The sequence below is a fragment of the Sorangium sp. So ce367 genome, from assembly GCF_051520455.1.
Classification (GTDB): domain Bacteria; phylum Myxococcota_A; class Polyangia; order Polyangiales; family Polyangiaceae; genus Sorangium; species Sorangium cellulosum_B.
In genome coordinates this window covers 4,039,156-4,062,561 of record NZ_CP150334.1, presented here as the reverse complement: position 1 = coordinate 4,062,561, position 23,406 = coordinate 4,039,156, and the positions used below count along the sequence as shown (strand labels likewise).

Here is a 23,406-nt window from a genome sequence, read left to right as displayed (position 1 = left end):
ACGCGGGCGCGCCGCTAGAAGTCCTTGATCTTCCAGACCCCGTGCTCGCGCGTGAAAGCGACCGTGCCGCCGGCGCCATAGGCCATGGACGCGCTGTCCCCGGTCTCCTCGATGGTCGCGGTCGGCAGCGCCGCCTTGATCGCCTGGACGACCCGGTTGATCTGCTCCTTCTGCGGCCCCTCCCAGGCGCTCTTCAGCTTCTCGGGCGTGAGCTGCCCCGCGTCGGCCGCGGCCTTGACCGTCCCGGGCCGACCGCCAGGCTTCTGCGCCGCGTCAGCTCCCGCGGTCCCCGGCGCGGCTCCAGGTCCGGCCGGCTGCGCCGGGCCCTCGCCGCCGGCGCGCGCGGAGCCGGCCTCGCCAGGCGCGCCTGCCTCATCGGGCGCGGCGCCCGCGGGCTCGACGAGGCCCTCCTTCTCGGCGTCGGGAACGTAGCGCATGATCACGTCGTAGCGCCTGCGCTCGAAGGCCCGCAGGAACCCCACCAGCGCCTGCCGGGGCGTCGCCTGACCGTAGAGATCGACCGCCGCCGCGTCGAGCCGCCAGCGGCCGCCCTCGAAGACGAGCAGGAGCTCCTCGCCGTTCGGCATGGTGACCGTCGCGGTCACCACCGGATCGGCCGCGGGCCGCGCGATGGCCCGGGCGATCTCGAGCGCGTCGTCCGGGTTGTCCCGCACCGCGCGCCGGAAGGCCTCGAGCGACATCGACCGCTTGGCCTCGTCCGAGAGCAGCCGGTAGGCCGCGTCGACGCGCCCCTCCTGGAGCGCCTGCGCGTAGGCCCGGAGCGTGTCGCTCGGGCCCTGCTGTGCGTAGCTCGATCCGCACGCCGGGAGCGCGAGGGCGAGCAGGAGAAGCGCCGTGCGTTTCACGGATCGCGCCATAGCACACGCGGCGGCGAGCGCGCAGACCCTGCACGGCCGGACATCCCTGGCCGGACTTCGGGCGGGCGGACCTAGGCGACGGGTCGCCAGTCGCCGCCGTGGAGCTGAGGGAACGACACCTTGCATGTGCCCGGATCGATCCCCTGAAGCAACGCTTGCCCATTCTGATCGAGCAGCCCTTCACGAACCGACTGATCGGGTAGCTCGATACGATATTTCATGAACGGTACAGGCTTCGGCGGAGCTCCGTCGTCCATGAGCTGGATCGCGATCCAGTCCTTGTCTCCCTTGGCCGGGGGCTCGGGCCCCTCGCCCCTGGAGGACTCGGGCTTCGTGACGAGGGGCGCGCCCGCCGAGACGCGTCGCACGCGGTACGCGTGGAGCCTGCCGTCGACGAACGCCTCCCGCAGCCGCGCTCGCAGCCTGCCCGGATCGAGCCCGACGCCCACGGCCACCGGATGGCCGAGCGCCTCGCAGATGTCGATGAGAAGCAGCCTGCCCCAGGGTTCATCGGCGAACCACGCGTCCAGCCGCCACGTCGCTTCCAGCGCCGAAAGCACTTCAGCCCCCTCGTGCAGCGACCCACCGAGGCGCCGTACGATCCACACCTTCTCAGGGAAGCAGCCGACATGCCAGCTAGGATGCATTGTTGAATCAGCTCACTCCGAAGCACAGATGTATCTGGCTGTGCCTGCGGGGTAAAGCGCCGAGGCAGGGCCCGAGAGCCGGACGTGCAGGGTTGCCGCTCCGAAATGGCCCTGGTAGGTTCGGCCGAATGCCTCAGAAGCACGTCGTCCGCCAGGGAGAGCACCTGGCGTCCATCGCAGCGCGCTACGGCTTCGCGAACGACGATGTGATCTGGCAGCACCCGGACAACGCGGAGCTCAGGCGGAAACGGCGATCGCCGTACGTCCTCGCGCCGGGCGACACGCTCGCGATCCCCGACGCTGATGCGAAGGAGGTCGAGGCGAGCACAGGGCGGATGCACCGCTTCGTCCTGAAACGCGCGTGGCTCCAGCTCGCCGTGCGCCTGCTCGACTGGCGAGATCAGCCGCTTCACGGCGCTCGCTGCGAGCTCGCGATCGACGGCACCTCCGAGGAGATGACGACGGACGGTGACGGCATCGTTCGTAAGCGGATCCCGCGCGACGCCCGGCGGGCAACGCTCACGTACGGAGGGGTGGGCTACGATCTCGCGATCGGACACCTCGATCCGGTCGAAGCGCCGGCGGGGCTGAACGCGATGGGCTACTGGGCGGGCGATCCTGGCGACGCGGACGAAGACATGCTCCGGTTCGCCATCGAGCTCTTCCAGTACGATCACGGGCTGACGGTCGACGGCGAGCGCACGCCGTCGCTGGAGGCAGCCGTCGAAGATGCTTATGGGTGCTGAGGGCGGCGCACGGCGCGGCTCGGCGTCCGGACGCCGGGGCGCGGGAGGACGTCTCGCTCGCTGCTCTGTCCTGATCACCCTGGCCGCGCTCGGTGCGTGCGGCAGCACGCGATCGGAGCCGCCGCCCAGCGGCAGAGGATCGCAGCCGGCGGCCGTGTCTCCGGCGCCCCCGGATTCGACGGGCGACGCTGTGCCGGACGCGTCGGCGCCGCCCGCATCGACGACCGCGACGGGTGCGGGGGCCGGTCTCACCGCGGAGCCGAGCGTGGCGGCCGAGGCACTCGACGACGCGATGCTCGATCGCCGGGTCTTCCGGCAGGTCCTGGTCGGAGCGCTGCGCTACCCGCCGACTCGACTGACGTGGGTCCTCTTCCGCGGCGCGACGCGCGCGCGATTGAAGGTATTCTGCCAGGTGGGCAGGCCTCCCACGCAGCTCGGGATGTCACTCAACGGTGACGAGAACGACGAGACGCGGTGGCCTGCACCCACCATGACCGTATACACCGGCGCGCGCGCCTCCGAGGACCCACGCTCCTATCGTCTCTCCGCAACGGCCGGCCCCACTGAGACCGCGTGCGGAGTGATGCCAGGTGCCCTGGGCCTCCAATGCCGCCCCGAACATGTCTCGGTTCTTTCAGCGGGCGCGGCCCTGATGCCAGGTAAGAAGACGGACGGAGACGAAAAGACGACAGCGCGATGGCAGCCCTCATCGCGGACGCGGGTCGAGGCGCTGCGCTGCGATCTCGCGCTGGATCGCGCCCCGGCGAGCTGGCGAATCCGTTACTCGGCGCGAGAATGGCCGCTCGTGTTTGCCGCTCCGAGGGAGGGCGCGCCCGGCATCGAGTGGGCCCATGAAAACTCGGATCAGGTCGTCCAGGAGGGCGGTTACCGTTGGATGCCGGCACCGCATTGAATCACAAATCCGAGTGGCTCGACGACGATCCGGAAGGCTTCGCAACGCAGGACGCGCTGGTCTCGACCCAGGGCCCTCGCGTGAGGCTGCCGTTCCACGTGGCGCCAGCGACCGACACGCGGTTCAATACAGTGCGCCCATCGGTCACGCCCATCGCGTGCTGGCGCCTCAACGAGGCGCTGTTCGATCTCGACTCCTCGCTGCTCAAGCCGGGGGTGCGGGCGAGCGCACCTCGGTTCGCGGCGCCCCTGCGCGCCAACGAGGGATCGCTCGCGGCGGTCTTCGGCCACGCCGACGCGTCAGGCCTCGACGATTACAACCGAGGCCTCAGCGTTCGCCGCGCCCAGGCGCTCTACGGGCTCCTCACCCGCGACGTGGCCCTCTGGGAAAAGCTCTATAAAGAGCCGCTCGGCAACGACCGCTGGGGAACGCGCGCGGTGCAGATGATGCTGGGCGCGCTGCTCGATCCCGCTGTCGATCCCGAGCGTCCTTACTACGCGGGAGATCCGAGCGGCATCGAAGACGGCCCCACCATCGCCGCGGTGCGGCGCTTCCAGGCCGATCGTGGGCTCGCCACGGACGGGGACGCCGGGCCGAAGACGCGCGCAGAGCTCTTCGCGGCCTACATGGATGCGGTATGCACCGATGCCGCCGGACAGCCGTTCTCGATGACGCCCGACAGGTTCGTCGGCAGGGGCGAGGATCCGCTGGGCAAGGGCGCGCACCAGGGGTGCAGCGAATTCAACCCGGTGCTCGTCCTCTCTCAAGCCGATCAGCGGAAGTACGACTCCGGTGCGGCTCCTCGCGCCGAGCGTGACGCGCGGAACGCGTCGAACCGCCGCGCGATGGTGTTCCTCTTCCCCGGCGATATTCCGGTGACCGCCAGCGCCTGGCCGTGCCCCCGCGCCGACGAGGGCTCCGCCGCCTGCCGCACGATGTTCTGGCCCGACGGAGACCAGCGCCGCCGCCCGGGCCTCGAAGCTCGCGAGTATCGAAACGATCACCGCACCATGGCGTGCACCTGGTACGATCGGTTCGCGCGCTTTTCGCCGTGCGAGGGTCGGACGTACACCCAGATCACGGTCACCCTCCGCAACCGCTGGGCGGAGCTCATCGCGGACGCCCCCTACCGGATCCAGGCCGCCGGTCGCTCGCGCGTCGGTCGCGCGCCTGACGGGGTGGTGACGATCACGGTGCCAGGCGTCCCGGAGCGCTGCCTCGTCGAGTGGGGCCGCACCGAGGACCGGGGCATGGACCAGGTGGAGGGGCCACCGCCCTTCCGCCTGGAGCTGTACGTGAACTACGATATCGGCACGATCGAGGAGCAGGCCAGAAAGCGATTGCACAACATCGGCTATCCTGACAGCGATCCTCTTGACGCCGCGGTACGCGCATTTCAATGGGACATCGGCCTCTCCGCGACCGGGACGCTCGACGAGTCGACGCACCTCGCGCTCGTCGCGGCGCACGGCACGCTCGCGACGCCGGTGGCATCGCTCGACGAGGCCGACCGTGCCTGCGCGCGTGTTGGCGCTGAAGACGCCACCCTTCCCGAGCGCGTATGCGGACCCGCTGAGGCCGAACGCCAAGCTCCAGAAGGCGCTCGACGACGCCGTCGCGGCCGGGCCCGGCACGAGCTGGCGGACGGCCGTGGCGATCGTCTCGCTGGAGCCCGATGGCTCTCGCCCGATGGCACACTTCAAAGGCAACGAGGTACATTTCTCGGCCAGCCTGCTCAAGGTCGCGGCGATGTACTCGGCCTTCGAGCTCCGCCGCACGCTGCGGGACATCGCGGCGGAGCTCGGCGGGAGCACGACCAAGACGGCTCTGCTCAAGGACGCCGCGCTGTACCTCGATCCCGCGATCCTGACGCGGGTCTCATCGATACCGGCGCTCAAGGGCGTCCTCAAGCTCCACGCGGTGCCGCAGTACGCCAGCACGTTTGGCGTGGTCCCGGTGAGCCCCCCGGGGCCGGGCTTCACCGTGAACTTCTCGAGCGCCTTCGAGGGCCACCTCGAGAAGATGATCGCCGTCAGCGACAACGCCAGCGCCGCTCAGTGCGTGCACGGATCCGGCTACGGCTATCTGAACGGCGCGCTCGTGTCGGGAGGGTTCCTCGACGCGGGCACCAACAGCGGTATCTGGCTGGCGGGGGACTACACTGCGAAGTACCCCTACTTCCGCATCGATTCCGTGAACGACGGGAAGGTCGCCCAGGCGACCACCGCGATTCACCTCGCGCGGATGTACACGCTGATGTACGACGGCACGCTGGTCGGCGGCATCAGCAGCGGTGAGATGCGGGATCTCCTGGCCAAGGCGGTCGCCGTGCCGGAGGTCTTCATCGACCGCGCCTCGCCGCCCCTCAACTTCACGGTGACCCACACGAAGGTGGGGCTCGCCCAGCTCAAGCCGGTGAACGGCGGCAGCAACGTCTACTCGGAGGGCTCGATCCTCAAACACGCGTCGGGCCGCGAGTTCGTCGCTGTGTGGCAGAACTTCCTCTTCGAGTCCTCCGGGTTCGATCCGGTCGGCCACGTGGTGCGAGACACGATAGACAAGTACCTGAGGCCATGACACCGGGTCGGATCCGTCACCTCTCCGGACGCGCGGAGCAGGCGCAGCGCGGGCTCGCCTCCGCAGGGTAGGGTCGAGCCCGCTGGACAGCTGGGGTCCGGCGACCAGTGCGCTGGCCAGCGCGGGCCAGGCGCTCAGGTCGCCCCCGTCACTTCGCGCGCTTCAGCACCGCCCCGTCCCTCACCGGCGCGCCGTCGCTGCCGTCCGGCGATCCCTCGTTGATCCAGTAGACGGTCGCCTCGTCCACAGCGATGTCGCCCGGCCGCGCCTGCCCCGAGGCCAGCACCTCCTGCTCCCCGCCGCCCTTCGGCATGCGCACGACCGTCCCCGCGTCGCGCCGCGTCCAGTACACGTGCCCCTCGTCCACCGCGAGGCCGTTCAGCTGGCCCTGATCCGACGCGATCTCCTCGGGCGCGCCGATCTCCGCCCCGCTCAGATCCGCCCGGAAGACGCTGCCGCCCTCGAAGCTCGCCCAGTAGACCGCCGCCGCGTTCCCCTCCCCGTCCACGTCGAGCGCGATCTCCCGCGGGGTGAGCTGCTCCGCGGCGATCGTCACCGAGGCCTCTCCCACGCGGCACGCGACCGCCCCGTCGGTCCTGCCCAGCGTGCCCTGGTACGTCCAGCACACGGTGTCCCCCGCGCTGGCCACGCGGTAGGGCGACGAGAACGCCGTGCCGGGCGGCGTCAGCTCCTCCGGCGCGCCGAGCGCGACCTCCGCGCCGCTGCCGCTCAGCTGCGCCCGGAACACGCCGCCTCCCCAGAGCTCGGTCCACGCGAGCGCGTCGCCCGAGAGCGCGAGCCCCTCGGGCTGCTCCAGATCGGCGAGCAGCACGCGCGGATCGCCGCCCGCGAGCGGGACCACGCTCAGCGTGCCGTCCTCCGCGTTCGTCCAGAAGGCCACCTGCCGCGCCTCGTCGATCGCGAGATCCCGCGGCGAGGCCTGCGTCGCGCCGAGGATCCGCGGCTCGCCGCCGTCCACGGGCGCCGTCTTCAGCTCCCCGTCTTGCTGGGCCATCCCCTCGCCGTCGAACGTGGCGCCCGCGATCCACGTCACGCCGCCCGCCGCCACCTGCAGCGACACCGGGTGGACCTGCGCCACCGCCACGGGGACGGGCGCCGACGCGTCAGGCCTCGTGGACTCGCCGCCCAGCAGCGCCGACCAAGGGCCGCACGTCGGCAGATCCGTGCCCTTCCTGCGGCACTGCCCCTCGCCCGCCGCCGCTATCGCGAGCCCCGCGAGCTTGCCGCTCTGCGCCCGCCGGCACACCTCGACCGGCAGCCGGAGCACGTTGCCCTCCTCGACGCGGAAGCCCGCGTCGCTCTCCGCGTCGAGCGGCACGAAACACGCGCTCTCGCCGCAGATCCCGCCGCCCTGGGTGAGCAGCGCGACGTTCACGTCGCCGCTCGGCGCGGCGGCCCGGCAGACGGTGCCGTCCGCGGCGAACGCCTCGAGATCGACCGGCGCCGACGCGGCGGTGGCGAAGCACCGCAGGGTGTCGAAGCAGAGCCCGTCGCCGTCGCCTGCCCCGCCGCCGAACACGGCCACGGCCTCGTAATCGGGCAGCGCGCGCGAGTCGACCTCGCGCGGCACGCACGAGCCCGCGACGCAGCTCTGGCCCTCGGGGCAGCTGTTCTTGACGAGCACGTTGCCCTCCGCGTCGCGCAGCGCGTTGCCCTGGGCGTCGCGCTCGACCTCGGCCGAACCGTCGCACAGGAACTGGATGGGCATGTGCAGCGTCGCCGTGCGCCCCTCGGGCACCGTCGTCAGCACCTCGCGGAGCAGGCGCACCCCGTCCTTCCCGCCGCGGCTCGCGATGACGCGCACCCGGAGCGCCTGCGACGGGTCGTCGGGCGTGAGGAAGCCCAGGGTCGCGGGCAGGAGGATCGACCCCTCGCTCCCGAGCCGCTCGAACGTCTCGTCGTAGACGACGGACCCGTCGAGCGTCGCCTCGATCCGGACCGTGTCGATGTCCTTCGGCAGCGACATGTCCGTCTGGAAGACGACCATGAGCTGCCCCTTCTCCCCGCCGCAGGCCGAACCCCCCACCACCGCCGCGAGCGAGAGCAACACCACCGCCGACATCGGCCCCGTCCGCTTCGTCCGTTTCATCCGCATCAACGTCTCCCTCCGAAGCCGAGCGGGACCGTGCCAAGGCTGCCCTGCTCCGCCGGCGTCCCCGGCTCGAAGAGCAGCGAGCCCGCGACGAGCGCGCCCGCGAAGATCGCCGCGCCGCCGCCGATCCAGAGCCACTTGCTCGCGCCGCCCCGCTGCGCGGCGCGCTCCAGCGACACGTCGATCCGGCGGCGCTCGTCGTCCCGGACCAGGATCTGCGCCTCGTGCGGCGTCATCCCCGGCGCCGTCACCCGCAGCGCGTGGGTCCCGCTCTGCACCGAGCCCTCCCATCGGCCCTTGCCCACCACCTTGCCGTCGATCGCGATGAGATCGTCCTGCCCCGCCGCGATGGCGAGCCGCCCCCGGTGCACCGCCCGGTCGAGCCGCGCCACCAGCGCGACGCTGCCGCCGCCCACGACCTTCTCCTGCCGGACGAAATCGACGAAGCCCGGCTTCGACACGCGGATGCGGCGCTCGCCGATGTCGATCGGCACCGGCGCCGCGAGCGGCGTCGTCCCGACCGGCTCGTCGTCCACGAACACCGCGGCCCCCGGCTCGCTCGACGTGATCTCGAGGAAGGACACGAACGCCCCGGCCGCCTTGATCAGGTCGGCGATGTCCTGCTTGTCGCGGGCCGACAGCGCGGCGCCTGCCTCGGCCTCCATCCGGCGCAGCGTCGCGATCATCTTCGCGTAGCGCCGCAGGTTCTTCTGGCAGAGCGCGACCTTCCAGAGCAGCCGGTGATCGCGCGACAGCTCGTAGGCGCGCTCGTACCGCGCGAGCGCGCCCGCGTAGTCGCCGTCGTCGAACAGCGCCGCGCCCGCCCCGTGCTCGGCCCTGGCCATCCCGGTCAGCGACTCCGCGAGCGGGGTCTCCGCGGGCGGCGTCGCGGCGGGCGGCGTCCCTGCGGGCGCGGAGCGCGCCGGCTGGGCCGCGGCAACCCCCGCCGCGAGCCCCACGCCGAGCGCGGCCGCGATGGCGCGCCCCCAATGGCCCAGCTGCTTCCCTCGCATCGATGCTCCTTGCTAGCGGAGGCACACCGCGATGGCCGTGCTCCGACTCTCCGACTCTCCGACTCTCCGACGCTCCACCTCGGATTACCGCGATGGTACCCGATGCACACGCCGCGCAAGCAACTGTTGGAAACGTCTCGGACAAATCGCCTTTGCTCCGCTTGCGCTTGCGGGGATACCATCCGGCGCCCATGAGAGGCCTCATCACGGTGGGCGCGGCGCTCGCAGGCGCGCTCCTCGGCATCGCCCTCGGCCCGTCCTCCGCGCGCGCGGAGGGGCCTGGCGCCGTCGCGCTCAGCCGGTTCGAGCCGACACCCGCGGGTGATCCGCTCTTCGGTGTGCCGTCGCCGTTCATCGGAGGGCACCTGGTCCCGCGCGGGCTCGCCCTGTTCGACCACGCGGAGGATCCGCTCACGCTCGGAGGCGGCGCCTCGCCCGAGCGGGCGATCGTCGGCAGCCAGTCGCTCCTCCACGTCGGCGGCTCCCTCTCGCTGTGGGATCGGCTGCTCGTCTCGGCCTCGCTGCCGCTCGCGCTCGCCCAGAGCGGCGACGGCGCCGCCGCGGCGGCCGGCGCAGGCGCGCCCGAGGCGCCCTCTTCCCCGGCGCTCGGCGATCTGCGCCTCGGCGTGCGCGTCCGGCTGCTCGGCGACGAGGGCGACCCCTTCCAGATCGGCACGAGCGCGTCGCTGCACCTGCCCACGGGCAGCTCGGACGCGTACGTCGGCGAGGGCGCGGTCCGCGTCACGCCGCAGCTCCTGCTCGGCGGGCGCATCGCGCGCGTCGTGTGGAGCGTCGCGGCCGGCGCGGTGATGCGGAGCTCCGAGAGCCCCTCGACGCTCGCTTATGGCGGCGGCGCGGGCGTGCTCCTCTGGGACGAGCGGCTGCAGCTCGGCCCGGAGGTGTACGCCGAGACGATGCTCCAGGGCGGCTCCCTGTCGCTCACCGCGCGCGAGCGGGTCGAGGTGGAGAGGACGACGAGCGCCGAGCTCCTGCTCGGCGCGCGGTTCCGCCCGTTCCGCCCCCTCGCTGGCCTCGTCGTCGGGGCGGCCGCCGGGCCGGGCATCGGCGACGCGATCGGCACGCCGTCGTTCCGCGCGATGGGCACGGTGGCGTGGGCTCCCCCGGCGCCGCCGCCCGCCAGCGCGGCGGCGGACGCCGGCGCGAACGCGGATCCCGACATGGACGGCATCCCCGGCGCGCGGGACGCGTGCCCGTACGCGCACGGCCCGGCCAGCGCCGACGCGAAGAGGAACGGCTGCCCCGTCGAGGACGAGGACGAGGACGGCGTCGCCGATCCGGACGACCTCTGCCCCCACGCGGCCGCCGGCTCCCGGGGCGGCGACCCGTCGCGGCGCGGCTGCCCCGCGGACCAGGACGGCGACGGATTGCCCGACGCGCTCGACGCGTGCCCGACGGAGAACGGCGACGCAGCGGGCAGCGCGACGCGCCCTGGCTGCCCCCCTGCTCCTCGCCAGCCCACGGACCAGGACGGCGACGGCCTGCCCGACGACGCCGACGCGTGCCCGCGCGAGAAGGGCCCGGCGAGCGGCGACGCGCGCTCGAGCGGCTGCCCGACGCGGGTGCGGGTGCAGGGCGAGCAGATCGTGCTGCTGGAGCCCGTCGTGTTCCGCGTGCTGAAGAATGACCCGGCGCCGATCGATCCGAAGAGCGAGGCGGTGCTCGCCGAGGTGCGCGACGTCATCGAGCAGCACCCGGAGTGGGTGAAGATCGAGGTCTCCGCGCACACGGACGGCGCCGGCAACGCCAGGTTCAACGAGACGCTCTCGACCGCTCGCGCGGAGTCCGTGCGCCGGTGGCTCGTCGGGAAGGGCATCGCGGCCGAGCGGCTGGTCGCGAAGGGATACGGGGCGAGCCAGCCGATCTCGGACGACAGGAGCGCGGCCGGGCGGGAGAAGAACCGGCGCGTGCAGCTCCTCGTCCTGGAGAAGAGATAGCCGGCGGGCGACGTCCGAGCGCTGACGAGCGCGGTCAAGCCGTCAGGCGCGGCCCGGGGAGCGAGAGAGTGATGATGATGAAGCGAACCCTCATGGCCACAGCAGTCGGCGCCACGCTGGCCCTGGCGGCGGCGCCGCGGAGCGCGGCGGCGCAGTGCACCGTCACGGGGCCCGTTCAGGCGCTCGTCGATGGTCTCAGCTTCCGGTGGGACGTCGGGACGGAGGGGGTGATCAGCGACGGGACCGATGACGCCTTCGACAGCGGCATGCTGCTTCGGGTGGACGGGGTCGCCTTTCCTGCCTCGGCCCGGGTGGAGGAGATGGACGGGCGGCAGTTCGTCCACGGGCCGGCGCTCCTCGGCGATCTCGAGGTCACCCGGAAGGTGTACGTGCCGACCGACGAGGGCTGGGCGCGCTTCCTGGAGATCTTCCACAACCCCACCACCCAAGAGCGGGTCACGGTCGTGCGGATCGAGACGAACGTCGGATCCGACCGCGCGACCACCATCACGCAGTCGCACACCGGCGATCTGGAGTTCACGCCGGCGGATCGATGGCTCGCCACCGACGACGCCAACGACATGGCGGGGGATCCGAGCCTCTTCTTCAATTTCTACGGGCCTTCCGCGGCGATCGCCCCGGGGAGCGTCGGGATGGCCACCTTCGACTGCGCGGAGACGCAGGGGCCCGTCGTCGAGTTCACCCTGAACCTGCCGCCCGGAGAGACGCGGGTCGTCATGCACTTCGGCGGCCAGCGCGCGAGCCGGGCCGATTCCCACGCGGGTGCGGCCCACCTCGACGCGCTCCCGGCGCCGGCGCTCGCCGGGATGTCGGTGGCCGAGCGGGCCGTCGTCGTCAACTGGGACGTGGACGACGACGGCGACGACGACGGCGTGAAGGACCTCGACGACAACTGCCCGTCCGCGCCGAACCCGGCTCAGGCCGACGCCGACAGCGACGGCGCGGGCGACGCCTGCGATTCCGACGACGACGGCGACGGCGTGCCTGATGGCGACGACAGCTGCCCGCTCACGCCGAACCCCGATCAGTCGGACCTCGAGGGCGACGGCGCGGGCGACGCCTGCGATCCCGACGACGACGGCGACGGCGTGCCCGATGATGTGGACAACTGCCCGTCGGCGCCCAACGCGGGGCAGGAGAACAACAAGGACGAGTCGCCGCCGGACGAGAGCGGCGACGCGTGCGACGACGACGACGACAACGACGGTCTGGGCGACGCGGCCGACAACTGCCCGCTCGTCCCCAACCCCGATCAGGCCGACGCCGATACGGACGGCCGGGGCGACGCGTGCGATCTGAACGCGCTGGACAGGGACGACGACGGCGTGGAGGACGGCGTGGACAACTGCCTCTCCATCCCGAACCCCGACCAGTCCGATCTCGACCGCGACGGCCAGGGCGACGCGTGCGACGGCGACGACGACGGCGACGGCGCGCCCGACGACGGCGACAACTGCCCGCTCACGGCGAACCCGAGCCAGAGCGACGGCGACGACGACGGCTACGGCGACCGGTGCGACGACGACGACGACGGCGACGGCGCGCCCGACGCCGACGACAACTGCCCGTTCCTCTCGAACGAAGGGCAGGAGGACGCGAACGGCGACCACGTCGGCGACGCGTGCGACTGCAGCGCGCCGGCGAAGCCCGACGGCGCGCCCTGCGACGACGGCGACCCCTGCACTCGGACCGACGCCTGCGACGGCGGCGTCTGCAAGGGCGCCGATCCGGTCGTGTGCGCGCCCTCCGGGGACGTCTGCACCTCCGCGCAGTGCCACCCGAGGCACGGCGAGTGCGCGCTCTTCCCCAACGAGGGCGCCCGCTGCCCCGGCGGCACCTGCGTGGCCGGCGGCTGCGTGCCCGATGACGCCGGCAGCGGAGGCGGCGGCGCGGGCGGCGAAGGCGGTGCGGGCGGCGGCGACGCGGGCTCGGGCGGCGGCGACGCGGGCTCGGGCGGCGGCGACGTCGGTGCGGGCGGCGGCGGAGGCCACGGCGGCGAGGACGGCTCTGGCGGCGAGGGCGCCACCCCCAGGCCGCTGCGCGGCGACCCCCGGGCGCACGGCAACGGCTGCGGGCTCGCGGCGGGCGCCGACGGGGCGGCGGGCTCGGCAGCGGCGTGGCTCGCCGCCGCGGCGCTCCTCGCGCGGTGGCGGCGGCGGCGCGGGTGACGCGCGCCGACGGGCCGTCCGTCACGTGATCGGCGCCAGCGCACACCGCGCGATGCGCCGATCCACGCGTACCTGCGGCCCTCGTTGCCGGCCCCGTGGGTACCGCGCGCGCTGCCTGCCGTGGTACGGTGAGCGCGGTGCGAGACCCTGACGAGCTTCGCCGGTTCGCTCGCCAGGACTGGGCGGCAGCCCAGCGCGACAAGGAGCTCTACTGGCGCGACTGGAAGAAGCAGCACGGCCCCGCCGCTGGAGTCCGGATCGCCGATGAGCTCCGCAAGCAAGTCCTCGCGCAAAGGCCAGCGTGGCCGAGCGACGGAGAGCGCGAAGAAGACCTCGCCACGCACCTCCGCGTCCTCGAAGCGCTCGATCGCCTCCCGCCCCGCCGCCGTCGCGCTGCTCGCTGACTTCGCCGCGGCGATGCGCAGGCGGCGCCTTGACTGGTACGTCTTCGGCGCCCAGGCAGCCGTGGCCTACGGGAGACCCCGCATGACCGCGGACGTCGACGTCACCGTTGCCATCGAGCAGCTGGGCACGCTCACGCTCGTCGACGAGCTCTCGCGTGCCGGGTTCGACCTCCGGGTCGCCCTCGGCGAGGACTTCCTGCGCGACGCTCGACTGCTGCCGCTGGTGCATCGCTCGACCGCCATGCCCGTCGACGTCGTGCTCGCGGGCTCCAGCCTGCACCTCGAGTTCCTCGCGCGCCGGAGGCTCGTCGACGTCGGGGGCGTGCGTGTGCCGATGATCAGCCCGGAAGACCTGATAGTCACCAAGGTCCTGGCGGGCCGACCCAAGGACATGGAGGACGTGCGCGGGGTGCTGCTCGAGCAGCCTCGCCTCGACCTCGAACGCGTCCGCGAGCTGCTCGGCGAGCTCGAGGTCGCGCTCGGCGACGACCAGCTGATCCGTCGTTTCGAGCGCCTGATCCGTCGACCACGCGTGACGCGCGCTCGCGCGAAGTGACCGCAGGCCGGCCCGCGCTCGATCCCGGCGCGCGGCCTCCGCATGCGATATGCGCCGCCCGGCCGCGTCACTCCACAGGCGGGCTGACGCCGAGCGCGCCCCCGGCGGCGGCGCCCCCCTCCCCCGCTGCCGCCGGCTGGCGAGGCCCCTCGGCGCCGGCGCCCCCGGCCTTGCCGCTGGCGTAGCGCCTGCCGGCTCGCTCGGACGCCTTCAGGACGGGACCGCGGATCGTCTCGATGGCTTCCGCCGGAGCGCTGGAGATCTCCAGGTTGGAGAGCACCGCGGCGACCACGCGGAGCCATTGATTGCGCGCCGCCAGGATCGTCGCGTTCACGACCGGCGCGGTCTTCTCCTTGGCTGCGAGCGCGTCCCGCCGGTGCTCGATCGTCGAGAGCTCCTTGCCCGCCGCGATCCACCGCTGCACGGTGTGGAGCAGCGTCGTCTTGCCCGGCGCCGGGATCGCCTTGAGGAACGCGGCGGTCGAGGGCTCCTCGTCGAGGAGCCGGGCTATCCGCGCCGTGTTGCCCGACTCCGCGGTGGGCGACGCCTTGATGATGGCGAGCCCGGTCGGAAACAGCCTGGCCTGGGCCTGATCACACGCCTCCGCCCCCCCGACGTCCGGCGGCTCCTCCGCCAGACAGTGCTCGCGGTGCGCGTCGATGCCGTACGAGACCGCCTTGGCCAGATGATCGTGGCGCTCGTCGACCTTCGAGAGCTCGTCGCTCAAGGCCGTCATCCCGGCCGACACGCCCGTCCTGCTCGGGCGAACCGCCAGCACGGCGCCGTGGACCTCGGCCACCTTGTCGTGCAGGCCGGCGATCTCCGGGATCGACAGGAACAGCCGCTTCCGCTGGGCATCCTCGATCCACGGAGCGACGAGGGCGACCATCTCTTCAATCATCAGGTGTTTCAACATGGGACAGACCTCCACGTGGGGGACAGCGCGTCGTGCCAGGGAAGCGCCGGTCTCGTGTCCTGTCGATGACACCCGATTACAGGAGCAACCGCGGAGCGCGCAGCGCAGCCCCAGGCCGCGCCTCGGGGTGACCGACGCGATGTGACAGCCCTCACCGGCGCCCGTCATGGGCCGAGGCTCACAGGAGCCGGAGGAAGGCGGCCCCGATCTGGCGCGCAGCGTAATTTTGAAGGGAAGCCCGGGTGTGGACCTGGGCACCCCGTTCGCAGCAAGGTCCTGGGAAGATCGCGATCTTGCTGGCACGTCGAGCTCCGGCGCTCGGGCAGATCGCGATCTGGGCGAGCGCCTGACGACGTGCGTCAGCTCAGGTCACGTTCTCGACGGGACACCCGAGTTCGAGCGTCCTCCCAGATCGCGATCTGCCGGAACGCCGGACGACGAGTGTCAGCCCAGGTCACGTCCTTGACGGCATGTCGCTATCGACCGCTTTCCCACATCGCAACCTGTCGGAACGCCAGACGACAAGCGGTCCTGTCAGGTCACGCTCTCGACGGCACATCGATATCGACCGCTTTCCCAGATCTCGACCTGCCGGAACGCCGGACGGCGAGCGTTCGAGTGGGTGGAGGGGTACTTCGGCCAAGGGTAGGGGCTTTTGAACCGTGAGGTCGCCAAAAGACGCCAAGAAACGCCAGAATTTTTGTGTTTTTTCTTGGCGTCTTCTGGCGTTTTTTTGGCGTCTTTTGGCGACTTCACGGCTTCGCGGAGCCCGACGCCGACCACGGCCCGCACGTCGGCAGGCCCACGGTCTTCTGGACGCACGCGGCCGTCACCGGCGACGTCACGACGGCCGCAATCCTGCCGGCGGCCACCTGATCACAGACGGCGGTCGGCAGCTGGATCCGCCCGTCGTCCGCCACACGGAAGCCATCGGCGCTGCCGGCGTCGAGCGCCACAAGGCAACGTTCGGCATCATCGCAGATCCCGTCGCCCGCGGCGGTCTCCAGCGCCACGTTCAGCGGCACCCCGCCCTCGCCCGCGATCGAGCACGCCGCGTCGACCTCCGCAGGCGTCGTGCCCTGGAAGCAGGCCGTCACGTCGAAGCAATCGCCGTCGCCGTCGCCGTCACCGCCGCCATAGACGTTCGCGGGCGCGTAGTCGGGGAGCGCGCCCGCATCGACCTCGCTCGACGCACACGCCCCCGCGACGCAGGTCTGCCCTTCCAAGCAGTGCTTGTTCACAACGCCGCCGCTCCCGTCGCTCTCGCCCGAGTCGTCGCAGAGGAAGTTGAGCGGCAGCGTCAGCAGCGCGACGCGGTTCTTCGGGATCCTCGTGACCGCCTCGCGCAGGACGCGCGGCGCGCCGAGCTCGTCCCCGAGGAGGGCGCTGACCTTGATCCGGATCGAGTCGCCCCCGCCGCTCGAGGAGTAGAAGCCTATCGTCGCCGGCAAGCGCGCGGCGGCGTCGGACTCGCCGAGCCGCTCGTAGGTCGCCGAGAACTTGGGGGTGCCTCCCTCGAACACCTGCACCTGGAGGGCGCCGAAGTCCTTGGGCATCTCGAGATCCGTCGAGACGGCGAGCATGATCTCGTCCGGCGGAGAGCACCCGCAGGCCGCGACAGCGACGAGCGCGGCGAGCGCCGCCCGGGCGACGGCGCTCATCGGCCACCCCCGAAGGGGATCGTGAACTTGGCGCCGCCCTGCCGGGACAGGGAGACCGAGCCAGGCGACGTGCGGCCGTCCACCGGCGGCTCCGGGCCGAAGACCCCCGTGGCGACCAGGACCGCGCCCGCGAGCACCAGCACACCGCCGCCGATCCAGAGCCAGGTCTCGACGTTCCCTTGCTTGGGCTGCGGGACCAGCGTGACCTGCACGCGGCGCGTCTGGTTGTCCTGGATCATCACCTCGGACTGGTGCGTCACCATGCCGGACGCCGTGACGCGGAGCGCGTGACCGCCGCTCGGCACAGGACCGTCGTAGCCGCCGCGGCCGACCACGCGACCATCGATGGAGATGACGGCGTCCGGCGCCGCCGCGACGATGAGTCGCCCTTGATGAACCTCTTTCTCCAGCGTGGCCGTGACCGTGACCTCGCCGCCGCCCGTCACCTGCTGGGAGACCTCGACGTCCTTGAAGCCCTTCTTGGTCACCCGGATCTTCCGGGTGCCGACGTCGAGCAGCACGGGCTCGCTCAGCGGCGTCTGGCCGACCTCCTCGCCGTCGACGAAGACCGTGGCCCCCGCCTCGCTGGCCTTCAGATCGAGCCGGCTCACGTAGGCCTTCGTCGCCTCGATGAGCGCAGCGGCGTCCTTGCGATCCTGCTCCCCGAGCTGGGGGCCGGCGTCCCTGAGGAGCTTCTCGACCGTCCCGAGGAGGCGCGCGTAGCGCTTCAGGTTCTTCTGGCAGAGGGCGATGTTCCAGAGCAGCCGCGGGTCGCCGGAGAGCTCGAAGGAACGCTCGAACTTGATGATGGCGTTGCGGTAGTCGCCGTCGTTGAAGAGGATCCGCGCCGCCTCGTACTCGGCCTTGGCCTCGCCGGTGAGCGTCGCGGACAGCGGCCCCTGGACGGCAGGCGCGCCCGCGGCAGGCGCCAGCTGCGCCCCCGCAGGCGCCGGCTGCGCCCCCGCAGGCGCCGGCTGCGCCCCCGCAGGCGCCGGCTGCGCCCCCGCGGGCGCGAGGGCCGTCAGCACGGCGCCGCCGAGCGCGACCGCGGCGCCAGCGCGCAGGCTCCTGCTGCTCCACAGCGGGAGCCGTTCGCTTCCTGGCCAACTCATCTGGGCTTACCTTTGTCGTTCAGCACATCGAAGATGCTCCCCGGCTGCGCGGCGGTCGCGGTCGGCGCGGCTGTCGCGGCCGGTGGGGCCGAGGGCGCGGCGGTGGGCTTCGGCCGAGGACTCGTGGCGACCGGCGTCGCGCTCGCCGGCGCCTTCGGCCCGGCGGTCGACAGCGGCGCCGCGGTCGACACCGGGGACACCGTCGCTGACGGCGCCGCGGTCGCCGGCGGCTGCAGCTCCGCGGTCACCTCCGGAGGCGCGACCGGCGGGGGCGGGGCCGGCGTCGCGGGCGCCGAGGGCTCGGCGGAGGCGGTCGCCGCCACGGCCGACGGGTCGGCGGGAGGAGCGTCCGCGCCGCCATGGAACGTGACGAAGCGCAGGATCCCGCCGATCACCACGGCGGCGCCCACCACGGCCAGCGCGAGCACGACGCCGCTCCGCGAGCGCGGCCCGGGCGCGGCGCCCCCGGCCGTCCAGCCGGGCGCGGTGCCCGCCGCGCCAGCGGTGTGGCCGACCGCGCCGACCGCGCCGCCCGCCGTCGCGCCGGCGGGCGGCGCCGCGCTGTGCCGCGCGGTCGCCGCGGGGACGCCGCTCACGCGCTCCTGCGACGTCTGCCAGGCGGGCGGCGTGCTCATGCGCTCGCGCACGGAGCTCGCCCGGTCCCGGAAGGAGACCGCGGGGACGAGCCCCAGCGTCCGCTCGATCCGCTCCAGCGAGGCCAGCGCGAGCGGAGGCCCGAAATCGACGATGGCGCCCGCGAGCTCGGCGACCGACTTGAAGCGCTTCGCGACGTCCCTCTCGAGGCAGCGCAGGATCGCCGCCTCGAGGCCCGGTGGCAGGTCGCGCCGGAACGTGGTCGGGGGGGGCGGCGACTCGGTGTTGATCATCAGGATGAGCTCGGACAGCGAGCTCGCGTCGAAGGGGACACGCGCCGTGAGCAGCTGGTAGAGGATGGCGCCGAGCGACCAGATGTCCGCGCGCGCGTCGACCGAGCGCGCCGAGCGCATCTGCTCGGGCGCCATGTAGAGCGGCGAGCCGAGCACCATCGCCGTCTTCGTCAGCCCGAGCTCCGGCTCGGCCCCGGCCGTCGACGGGTCCGCGAGCGCCTTCGAGATGCCGAAGTCGAGCACCTTCACCATGCCGGTGCCGTCCGCCGCGCGCGTGAGGAAGAGGTTCGCCGGCTTGAGATCGCGGTGGATGATGCCGGCCGCGTGCGCCTCGGCGATGGCCTCACAGGCCTCGAGCACGTAGCCCACGGCCTCCTCCAGATCGAGCGGGCCGCGCTGCCGCAGCGTCTCCTGGAGGTCGCTCCCCTCCAGGTACTCCATCACCATGAACGGCGCGCCCGTCTCGAGCGTCCCGACGTCGAGCACGCGCGCGACGTGCTCGCTCTTCAGGCGCACCGCCGCGCGCGCCTCGCGCACGAAGCGCTCCACCATCTCGTCGTTGGCGCCGGGATGGAGCAGCTTGATGGCGACCCGCTGGTGGAGCTTCTCGTGCAGCGCGGCGACGACGACGCCCATGCCCCCTTGCCCGAGGATGCGCTCGACCCGGTATTTCCCCGATAGAATTTGACCTTCGGTGACCGGTGAGCTCACGGACGCTCCCGCGCTGGGGCTGCCTCGAGGGCGCCACCACCGCCACGTTATCCAGGGGGCCACCTTATGCGATCCGGCGCTCGCATCCAAGGCCATTGCCGCGCTACCTGCCACGTGATCGGGATCACGCCGCTTCCCTTGCGGCCGAGGGCGACTACCCTACGCGCCATGCCCCGCATCGCCAGTGTCGAGCGCAAGACGCGCGAGACCGACATCCGCATCGAGATCGATCTCGACGGCCAGGGCCGGTCGGAGATCAAGACGCCGCTCCCCTTCCTCACGCACATGCTCGATCAGATCGCCCGCCACGGCCTGTTCGATCTCACCATCCACGCCGAGGGCGACGTCGAGATCGACGGCCACCACACGACCGAGGACTGCGGCATCACCCTGGGTACGGCCGTGCAGAAGGCGCTCGGCGACAAGGCGGGCATCGCCCGCTACGGCGAGGCGACCCTCCCCATGGATGAGGCGCTCGCGCAGTGCGCGCTGGACCTCTCCGGCAGGCCGTACTTCGTCTGGCGCGTGCCGCTGCCCAAGGCGAAGCTCGGCACCTGGGACGTCGAGCTCGCCCCGGTGTTCTTCGAGGGCTTCGCGCGCGGCGTCGGCGCGAACCTCCACGTCCGCCTCATCGAGGGGGACAACCTGCACCACATCGTCGAGATCTGCTTCAAGTCGTTCGCCAAGGCGCTGATGAAGGCGACCCGGATCGAGCCGCGCGTCGCCGGCATCCCGTCCACCAAGGGGAGCCTCTGAGCCATGCAAGCCATCGCGCTCGTCGATTTCGGGATGGGCAACCTGCGCTCCGTGGAGCGGGCGCTCCAGAAGGCCGCCGAGGACGCCGGCGCGCCGTGCGCGGTGACGCGCACGGGCGACCCGGAGATCATCAGCCGGGCCGACAAGGTGGTGGTGCCCGGCCAGGGCGCCTTCCGCGACTGCGCCGCGGCGCTGCAGAGCGGCATCGGCGAGGCGCTGCGCGCGCAGATCCGGAAGGGGACGCCCTACCTCGGCATCTGCCTCGGCATGCAGGCGCTCTTCGACGGGAGCGAGGAGGCGGAGGGCGCGCGCGGGCTCGGCGTGTTCGCCGGCACCGTCAAGCGCCTCACCCCACAGCCGAGCGCGGCCGAAGCGGACGCGGCTCCCGGCGAGCCCTGGGTCGGGATCAAGATCCCCCACATGGGCTGGAACCGCATCGCGTTCGCGCGCGAGGTAGAGGGCCCGCTCGCGGTGTTCGCGGGCGAGCGCCCCTTCGTCTACTTCGTCCACAGCTACCACGCCGTCCCGCTCGATCCCGCGCTGGTCGCGGCGACGACGGAGCACGGCCCGCACCGCGTCACCGCCGCGATCGAGCGGGACAACGTCACCGCGACGCAGTTCCACCCCGAGAAGAGCCAGGCCGCCGGCCTGCGCCTGCTCGCCCGCTTCCTGGACGGCTGACCCGCCCGCCCGCGCGTCAGTGCGGGCGCAGCAGGCGCTGGTGCACCTGCTTGACCTGCGCGAGCTTGAGGTGCGCGCCCAGGGGAAGCTCGGGCGCGCGCGCCACGCCGCGGCCGCGCCGCGGCCGCGCCGGGCGCGAGGGGGGGATCGGCGAGGAGATCGACGAGGAGCGCCGCGCCGCCCTCACCCGCTGCGGCCGCCGCGGAGCGAGCGGGAGATCGACGATGAACGCGGCGCCGCAGCCGAGCTCGCTCTCGACCCGGATCGCGCCGCCGTGCGCGCGCGCCGCGACGTGCGCGATGTACAGGCCGAGCCCCAGGCCGCCGAAGCGCTCCACCGGGACGGCCCGCTCGAAGCGCGCGAAGATCCGCTCGTGGTCCTCCCGCGCGATCCCCATGCCGTGGTCGCGCACGATGAGCCGCGCCCGCGCGCGCGTCCCGCGCACCTCGATCGAGATCGGCTTGCCCTCGCCGAAGGTGAGCGCGTTCTTGATCAGGTGGAACGCCATGCGCTCGAGCTGGGACCGGTCCCACCAGCCGATCACCGGGCCCTCGGCCGCGACCGAGATGGCGCCGCACGCGGCCGGCCGGTGCGCGACCGCCGTCGCGACCACCTCGCGGATGAGCCCGACGAGGTCGACGGGCTCGCGGGTCGGGGCGCCGTGGGCCAGGCCGCCGTGCCTCGCCTGGAACATGTCGTCGCAGAGCCGGGCGAGACGGCCGAGCTGACGGTCGAAGACGATCAGCATCGCCGCCGCCCACGCGGGGGTCTTCTCCGGCTCCTGCTGGCTCATCCGCTTCGTCAGCTGGAGCTGCAGGAGGAGCGAGGTCACGGGCGTCCTGATCTCGTGCGCGGCGAGCACGAGGAAATCCTCCCGGATCCGGGCGGTGTCGCCCCGGATCGGGACAGCGGGGATACGAGGGTCGAAGTCGTCCAAAAACGCGGTCATGGCAGAGCCTGCTGGGCGGAGTTGTGGTGTGCCCCCGCGCCCGCGAACGCATGGAGTGTGCCGCCCAGGAGAGCCCGCAGATTGGCACTTCTGGCAGCAGGAGAGCGCCCCATCTGCCGAGCGGACGCGCGTCGAGGCGTCGCATCGCGCCGTCCACTGCGCAAAAAACCAGCGATGGTGAGCCGAGCCGCCTGGACCGTTTTGCAGCGCGCGGCGCCTCGGGTCACGCCGGAGCGCCGCCAGGCTGCTGCAGTACACGGGTCAGGGCGCACCCCTGCTTGCGGGCCAGGGTCCGCGGAGCAGCTTTGTCCGCATGCAACACCAGAGTGGAGAGCAACACCGGAGTGTGGAGCCGGACGCCCGGGTCCAGGTCCGCGGATCCATGAGCGAGCTGCACGCGCTCCTCAGGGAGTTCGACACCGCCATGCTCGTCACGATGACCCCGGAGGGGCTGATGCGGGGGCGGCCGATGGAGATCCAGGAGCCGGCCGAGCTGATGGACTGCGATCTCTGGTTCGTGACGGAGGACGAGGCGGCGAAGACAGGCGAGATCGCCCGCGAGCACCAGGTGGCGGTCTGCTGCTACAGGCCGCGGGATCGGGCGTACGTCTCGATCTCGGCGCGCGCGACGATCGAGAGGAACGAGGAGAAGATCCGGCGCCTCTGGAAGCCCTCGTGGAAGGCGTGGCTGCCGGCCGGCCCCACCCACCCTCACGCCGCCCTCCTGAAGCTCTATGTCGAGCGCGCCGAGTACTGGGAGCCCGAGGGCGGGCGGCTGCGGGTCCTCTACGAGAAGGCCAAGGCGCTCGTCCAGCGGAGGTCGGCGGAAGACAAGCTGAACCCGCCGAAGCACATCTGAGCCGCGCCGCGCCGCGCCTGCGGCGGCGATCGAGCGGGCGTACCCCGAAGCGAGAGGGTCCCTGGGCTGGATGAACCTCGGATGGATCAGCCAGGTGCCGGCGTAGCGTCGGCCGCGCGCTGCGCGCGCTCCCCGTCAGGGGTGCCGCCGCCCTCGAGCGCCGCGCAGATCTCGGCAAAGCTGTCAAAGGGTGTGCACGGTGTCCCGTCGCGGGAGCAGAGCGCGTCGAGGGCGCTGTCCCGCACCGCGAACACGCGATCGCAGCACCGCGCCGCGGGGTAATCGAGCCGGCCGTCGCCGATGTAGACCGTGGAGGTCTCGCCGGTGGCCGCCTTCAGCTGGTCGAGCACGCGGATCTTGAAGTCCTCGCCGGGACCGAGCGGCACCGTCTCCGGCACGGTCACGCGCCAGCGCCCGTCGAAGACGGCATCGAAGCAAGAGAACGCGGTGCCCGGCGGCAGGAACTCGCGGATGTAGAACGGCAAGCCGTGGCTGATCACGTGGAACACCCACGACCGGCGGGCGCATAGGGCCAGGAGATCCTCGAAGCCCGACCGCAGCCCGGCGTGCGGGCGCAGCTCGGCCAGGAGCTCGGCGGCCGGGCGATCCACGTCGGCGTAGCCGCGGCGGAGGAGCTCGAACGGCGTGAGCTCGCCGGAGGCGGCAGGCGCGAGCAGCACCTGCCGCCAGTCATAGCGAAGGTGGGCGTCCCAGACCCGGTTCGTCAGGTCGTCGCGGGTGATGGTCCCGTCGAAGTCGCAAAGAATGAGCACGACCGCTGATTTGCACGCCGCCACGCCGGACGCCACCGCCGTGCTGCGCTGACCGGCCCTCGCCACGGGATCGCCTCCCACGGCGAGGGCGCGGCGCGCGCCCCCGAGCC

The 23,406-nt window shown here is 72.5% G+C and carries 20 protein-coding genes and 1 pseudogene; 11 read left to right on the top strand and 10 right to left on the bottom strand.

Annotated features, from left to right (window positions below; translation table 11 throughout):
* Positions 1-14 precede the first annotated feature (14 nt).
* Both WME97_RS15590 and WME97_RS15585 read right to left on the bottom strand, forming a co-directional pair.
* A complete protein-coding gene (locus WME97_RS15590) occupies positions 15-866 on the bottom strand; it encodes a hypothetical protein (protein ID WP_437552700.1) in 852 nt (283 codons plus the stop codon).
* Between the two features lie 83 nt (positions 867-949).
* A complete protein-coding gene (locus tag WME97_RS15585) occupies positions 950-1,525 on the bottom strand; it encodes a hypothetical protein (RefSeq protein WP_437552699.1) in 576 nt (191 codons plus the stop codon).
* A gap of 128 nt (positions 1,526-1,653) precedes the next feature.
* On the opposite strand from WME97_RS15585, the gene WME97_RS15580 reads away from it, so the two are divergent.
* The 4 genes and pseudogenes from WME97_RS15580 to WME97_RS15565 all read left to right on the top strand — a co-directional run bounded on the left by WME97_RS15580 (position 1,654) and on the right by WME97_RS15565 (position 5,761).
* On the top strand, positions 1,654-2,271 hold the full coding sequence (locus WME97_RS15580; RefSeq protein WP_437552698.1) for a hypothetical protein: 618 nt from the start codon (positions 1,654-1,656) through the stop codon (positions 2,269-2,271).
* Positions 2,272-2,536: 265 nt separating this feature from the next.
* Positions 2,537-3,184, top strand: coding sequence for a hypothetical protein (locus WME97_RS15575; protein WP_437552697.1), 648 nt, complete (start codon positions 2,537-2,539; stop codon positions 3,182-3,184).
* A 443-nt stretch (positions 3,185-3,627) separates the two neighbouring features.
* A pseudogene (locus WME97_RS15570) lies at positions 3,628-3,741 on the top strand (hypothetical protein); the annotation flags it as partial.
* Between the two features lie 955 nt (positions 3,742-4,696).
* Positions 4,697-5,761, top strand: a complete 1,065-nt coding sequence (locus tag WME97_RS15565; protein ID WP_437555709.1) for a hypothetical protein — start codon at positions 4,697-4,699, stop codon at positions 5,759-5,761.
* A 148-nt stretch (positions 5,762-5,909) separates the two neighbouring features.
* Here the strand turns inward: WME97_RS15565 and WME97_RS15560 are convergent, their stop codons facing one another.
* Both WME97_RS15560 and WME97_RS15555 read right to left on the bottom strand, forming a co-directional pair.
* On the bottom strand, positions 5,910-7,877 hold the full coding sequence (locus WME97_RS15560; protein ID WP_437552696.1) for a hypothetical protein: 1,968 nt from the start codon (positions 7,875-7,877) through the stop codon (positions 5,910-5,912).
* The gene (locus WME97_RS15555) at positions 7,877-8,887 is read right to left on the bottom strand and encodes a PEGA domain-containing protein (RefSeq protein WP_437552695.1); all 1,011 of its coding nucleotides are present in this window, start codon (positions 8,885-8,887) and stop codon (positions 7,877-7,879) included. The genes WME97_RS15560 and WME97_RS15555 overlap by 1 nt, the downstream gene beginning before the upstream one ends.
* 191 nt (positions 8,888-9,078) lie before the next feature.
* On the opposite strand from WME97_RS15555, the gene WME97_RS15550 reads away from it, so the two are divergent.
* The 4 genes from WME97_RS15550 (at position 9,079) to WME97_RS15535 (ending at position 13,991) form a co-directional block, all read left to right on the top strand.
* Complete coding sequence (locus tag WME97_RS15550; protein ID WP_437552694.1) at positions 9,079-10,842, top strand: OmpA family protein; 1,764 nt, start codon at positions 9,079-9,081, stop codon at positions 10,840-10,842.
* A 92-nt stretch (positions 10,843-10,934) separates the two neighbouring features.
* The gene (locus tag WME97_RS15545; protein ID WP_437552693.1) at positions 10,935-13,031 is read left to right on the top strand and encodes a thrombospondin type 3 repeat-containing protein; all 2,097 of its coding nucleotides are present in this window, start codon (positions 10,935-10,937) and stop codon (positions 13,029-13,031) included.
* A gap of 137 nt (positions 13,032-13,168) precedes the next feature.
* Positions 13,169-13,435, top strand: coding sequence for a hypothetical protein (locus tag WME97_RS15540; protein WP_437552692.1), 267 nt, complete (start codon positions 13,169-13,171; stop codon positions 13,433-13,435).
* A gap of 13 nt (positions 13,436-13,448) precedes the next feature.
* Positions 13,449-13,991 (top strand): nucleotidyltransferase, encoded by a 543-nt coding sequence (locus WME97_RS15535; protein ID WP_437552691.1) that lies wholly within the window; start codon positions 13,449-13,451, stop codon positions 13,989-13,991.
* A 67-nt stretch (positions 13,992-14,058) separates the two neighbouring features.
* Here WME97_RS15535 and WME97_RS15530 read toward each other — a convergent pair whose 3' ends face one another.
* The 4 genes from WME97_RS15530 to WME97_RS15515 all read right to left on the bottom strand — a co-directional run bounded on the left by WME97_RS15530 (position 14,059) and on the right by WME97_RS15515 (position 19,278).
* Positions 14,059-14,907, bottom strand: coding sequence for a hypothetical protein (locus WME97_RS15530; RefSeq protein ID WP_437552690.1), 849 nt, complete (start codon positions 14,905-14,907; stop codon positions 14,059-14,061).
* 752 nt (positions 14,908-15,659) lie between these two features.
* Entirely contained in the window at positions 15,660-16,568 is a 909-nt protein-coding gene (locus WME97_RS15525; RefSeq protein ID WP_437552689.1) for a hypothetical protein, read from the bottom strand.
* A complete protein-coding gene (locus tag WME97_RS15520) occupies positions 16,565-17,680 on the bottom strand; it encodes a PEGA domain-containing protein (RefSeq protein WP_437552688.1) in 1,116 nt (371 codons plus the stop codon). The genes WME97_RS15525 and WME97_RS15520 overlap by 4 nt, the downstream gene beginning before the upstream one ends.
* The gene (locus WME97_RS15515) at positions 17,677-19,278 is read right to left on the bottom strand and encodes a protein kinase domain-containing protein (protein WP_437552687.1); all 1,602 of its coding nucleotides are present in this window, start codon (positions 19,276-19,278) and stop codon (positions 17,677-17,679) included. The genes WME97_RS15520 and WME97_RS15515 overlap by 4 nt, the downstream gene beginning before the upstream one ends.
* 168 nt (positions 19,279-19,446) lie before the next feature.
* Here WME97_RS15515 and hisB point away from each other — a divergent pair, with 168 nt between their 5' ends.
* Together hisB and hisH are read left to right on the top strand one after the other, a co-directional pair.
* On the top strand, positions 19,447-20,034 hold the full coding sequence (gene hisB, locus WME97_RS15510; RefSeq protein WP_437552686.1) for an imidazoleglycerol-phosphate dehydratase HisB: 588 nt from the start codon (positions 19,447-19,449) through the stop codon (positions 20,032-20,034).
* Between the two features lie 3 nt (positions 20,035-20,037).
* The gene (gene hisH / locus WME97_RS15505; RefSeq protein WP_437552685.1) at positions 20,038-20,715 is read left to right on the top strand and encodes an imidazole glycerol phosphate synthase subunit HisH; all 678 of its coding nucleotides are present in this window, start codon (positions 20,038-20,040) and stop codon (positions 20,713-20,715) included.
* A 16-nt stretch (positions 20,716-20,731) separates the two neighbouring features.
* On the opposite strand, the gene WME97_RS15500 is transcribed toward hisH, so the two are convergent.
* Positions 20,732-21,664 carry a sensor histidine kinase gene (locus WME97_RS15500; protein WP_437552684.1) on the bottom strand — a complete coding sequence of 311 codons (933 nt, stop codon included), beginning with the start codon at positions 21,662-21,664 and terminating at the stop codon, positions 20,732-20,734.
* Positions 21,665-22,046: 382 nt separating this feature from the next.
* Between WME97_RS15500 and WME97_RS15495 the strand changes: the two genes are divergently transcribed.
* Positions 22,047-22,523, top strand: a complete 477-nt coding sequence (locus WME97_RS15495; RefSeq protein ID WP_437552683.1) for a pyridoxamine 5'-phosphate oxidase family protein — start codon at positions 22,047-22,049, stop codon at positions 22,521-22,523.
* An 86-nt stretch (positions 22,524-22,609) separates the two neighbouring features.
* Here WME97_RS15495 and WME97_RS15490 read toward each other — a convergent pair whose 3' ends face one another.
* Complete coding sequence (locus WME97_RS15490) at positions 22,610-23,362, bottom strand: HAD-IB family phosphatase (protein WP_437552682.1); 753 nt, start codon at positions 23,360-23,362, stop codon at positions 22,610-22,612.
* Between the last annotated feature and the right edge of the window lie 44 nt (positions 23,363-23,406).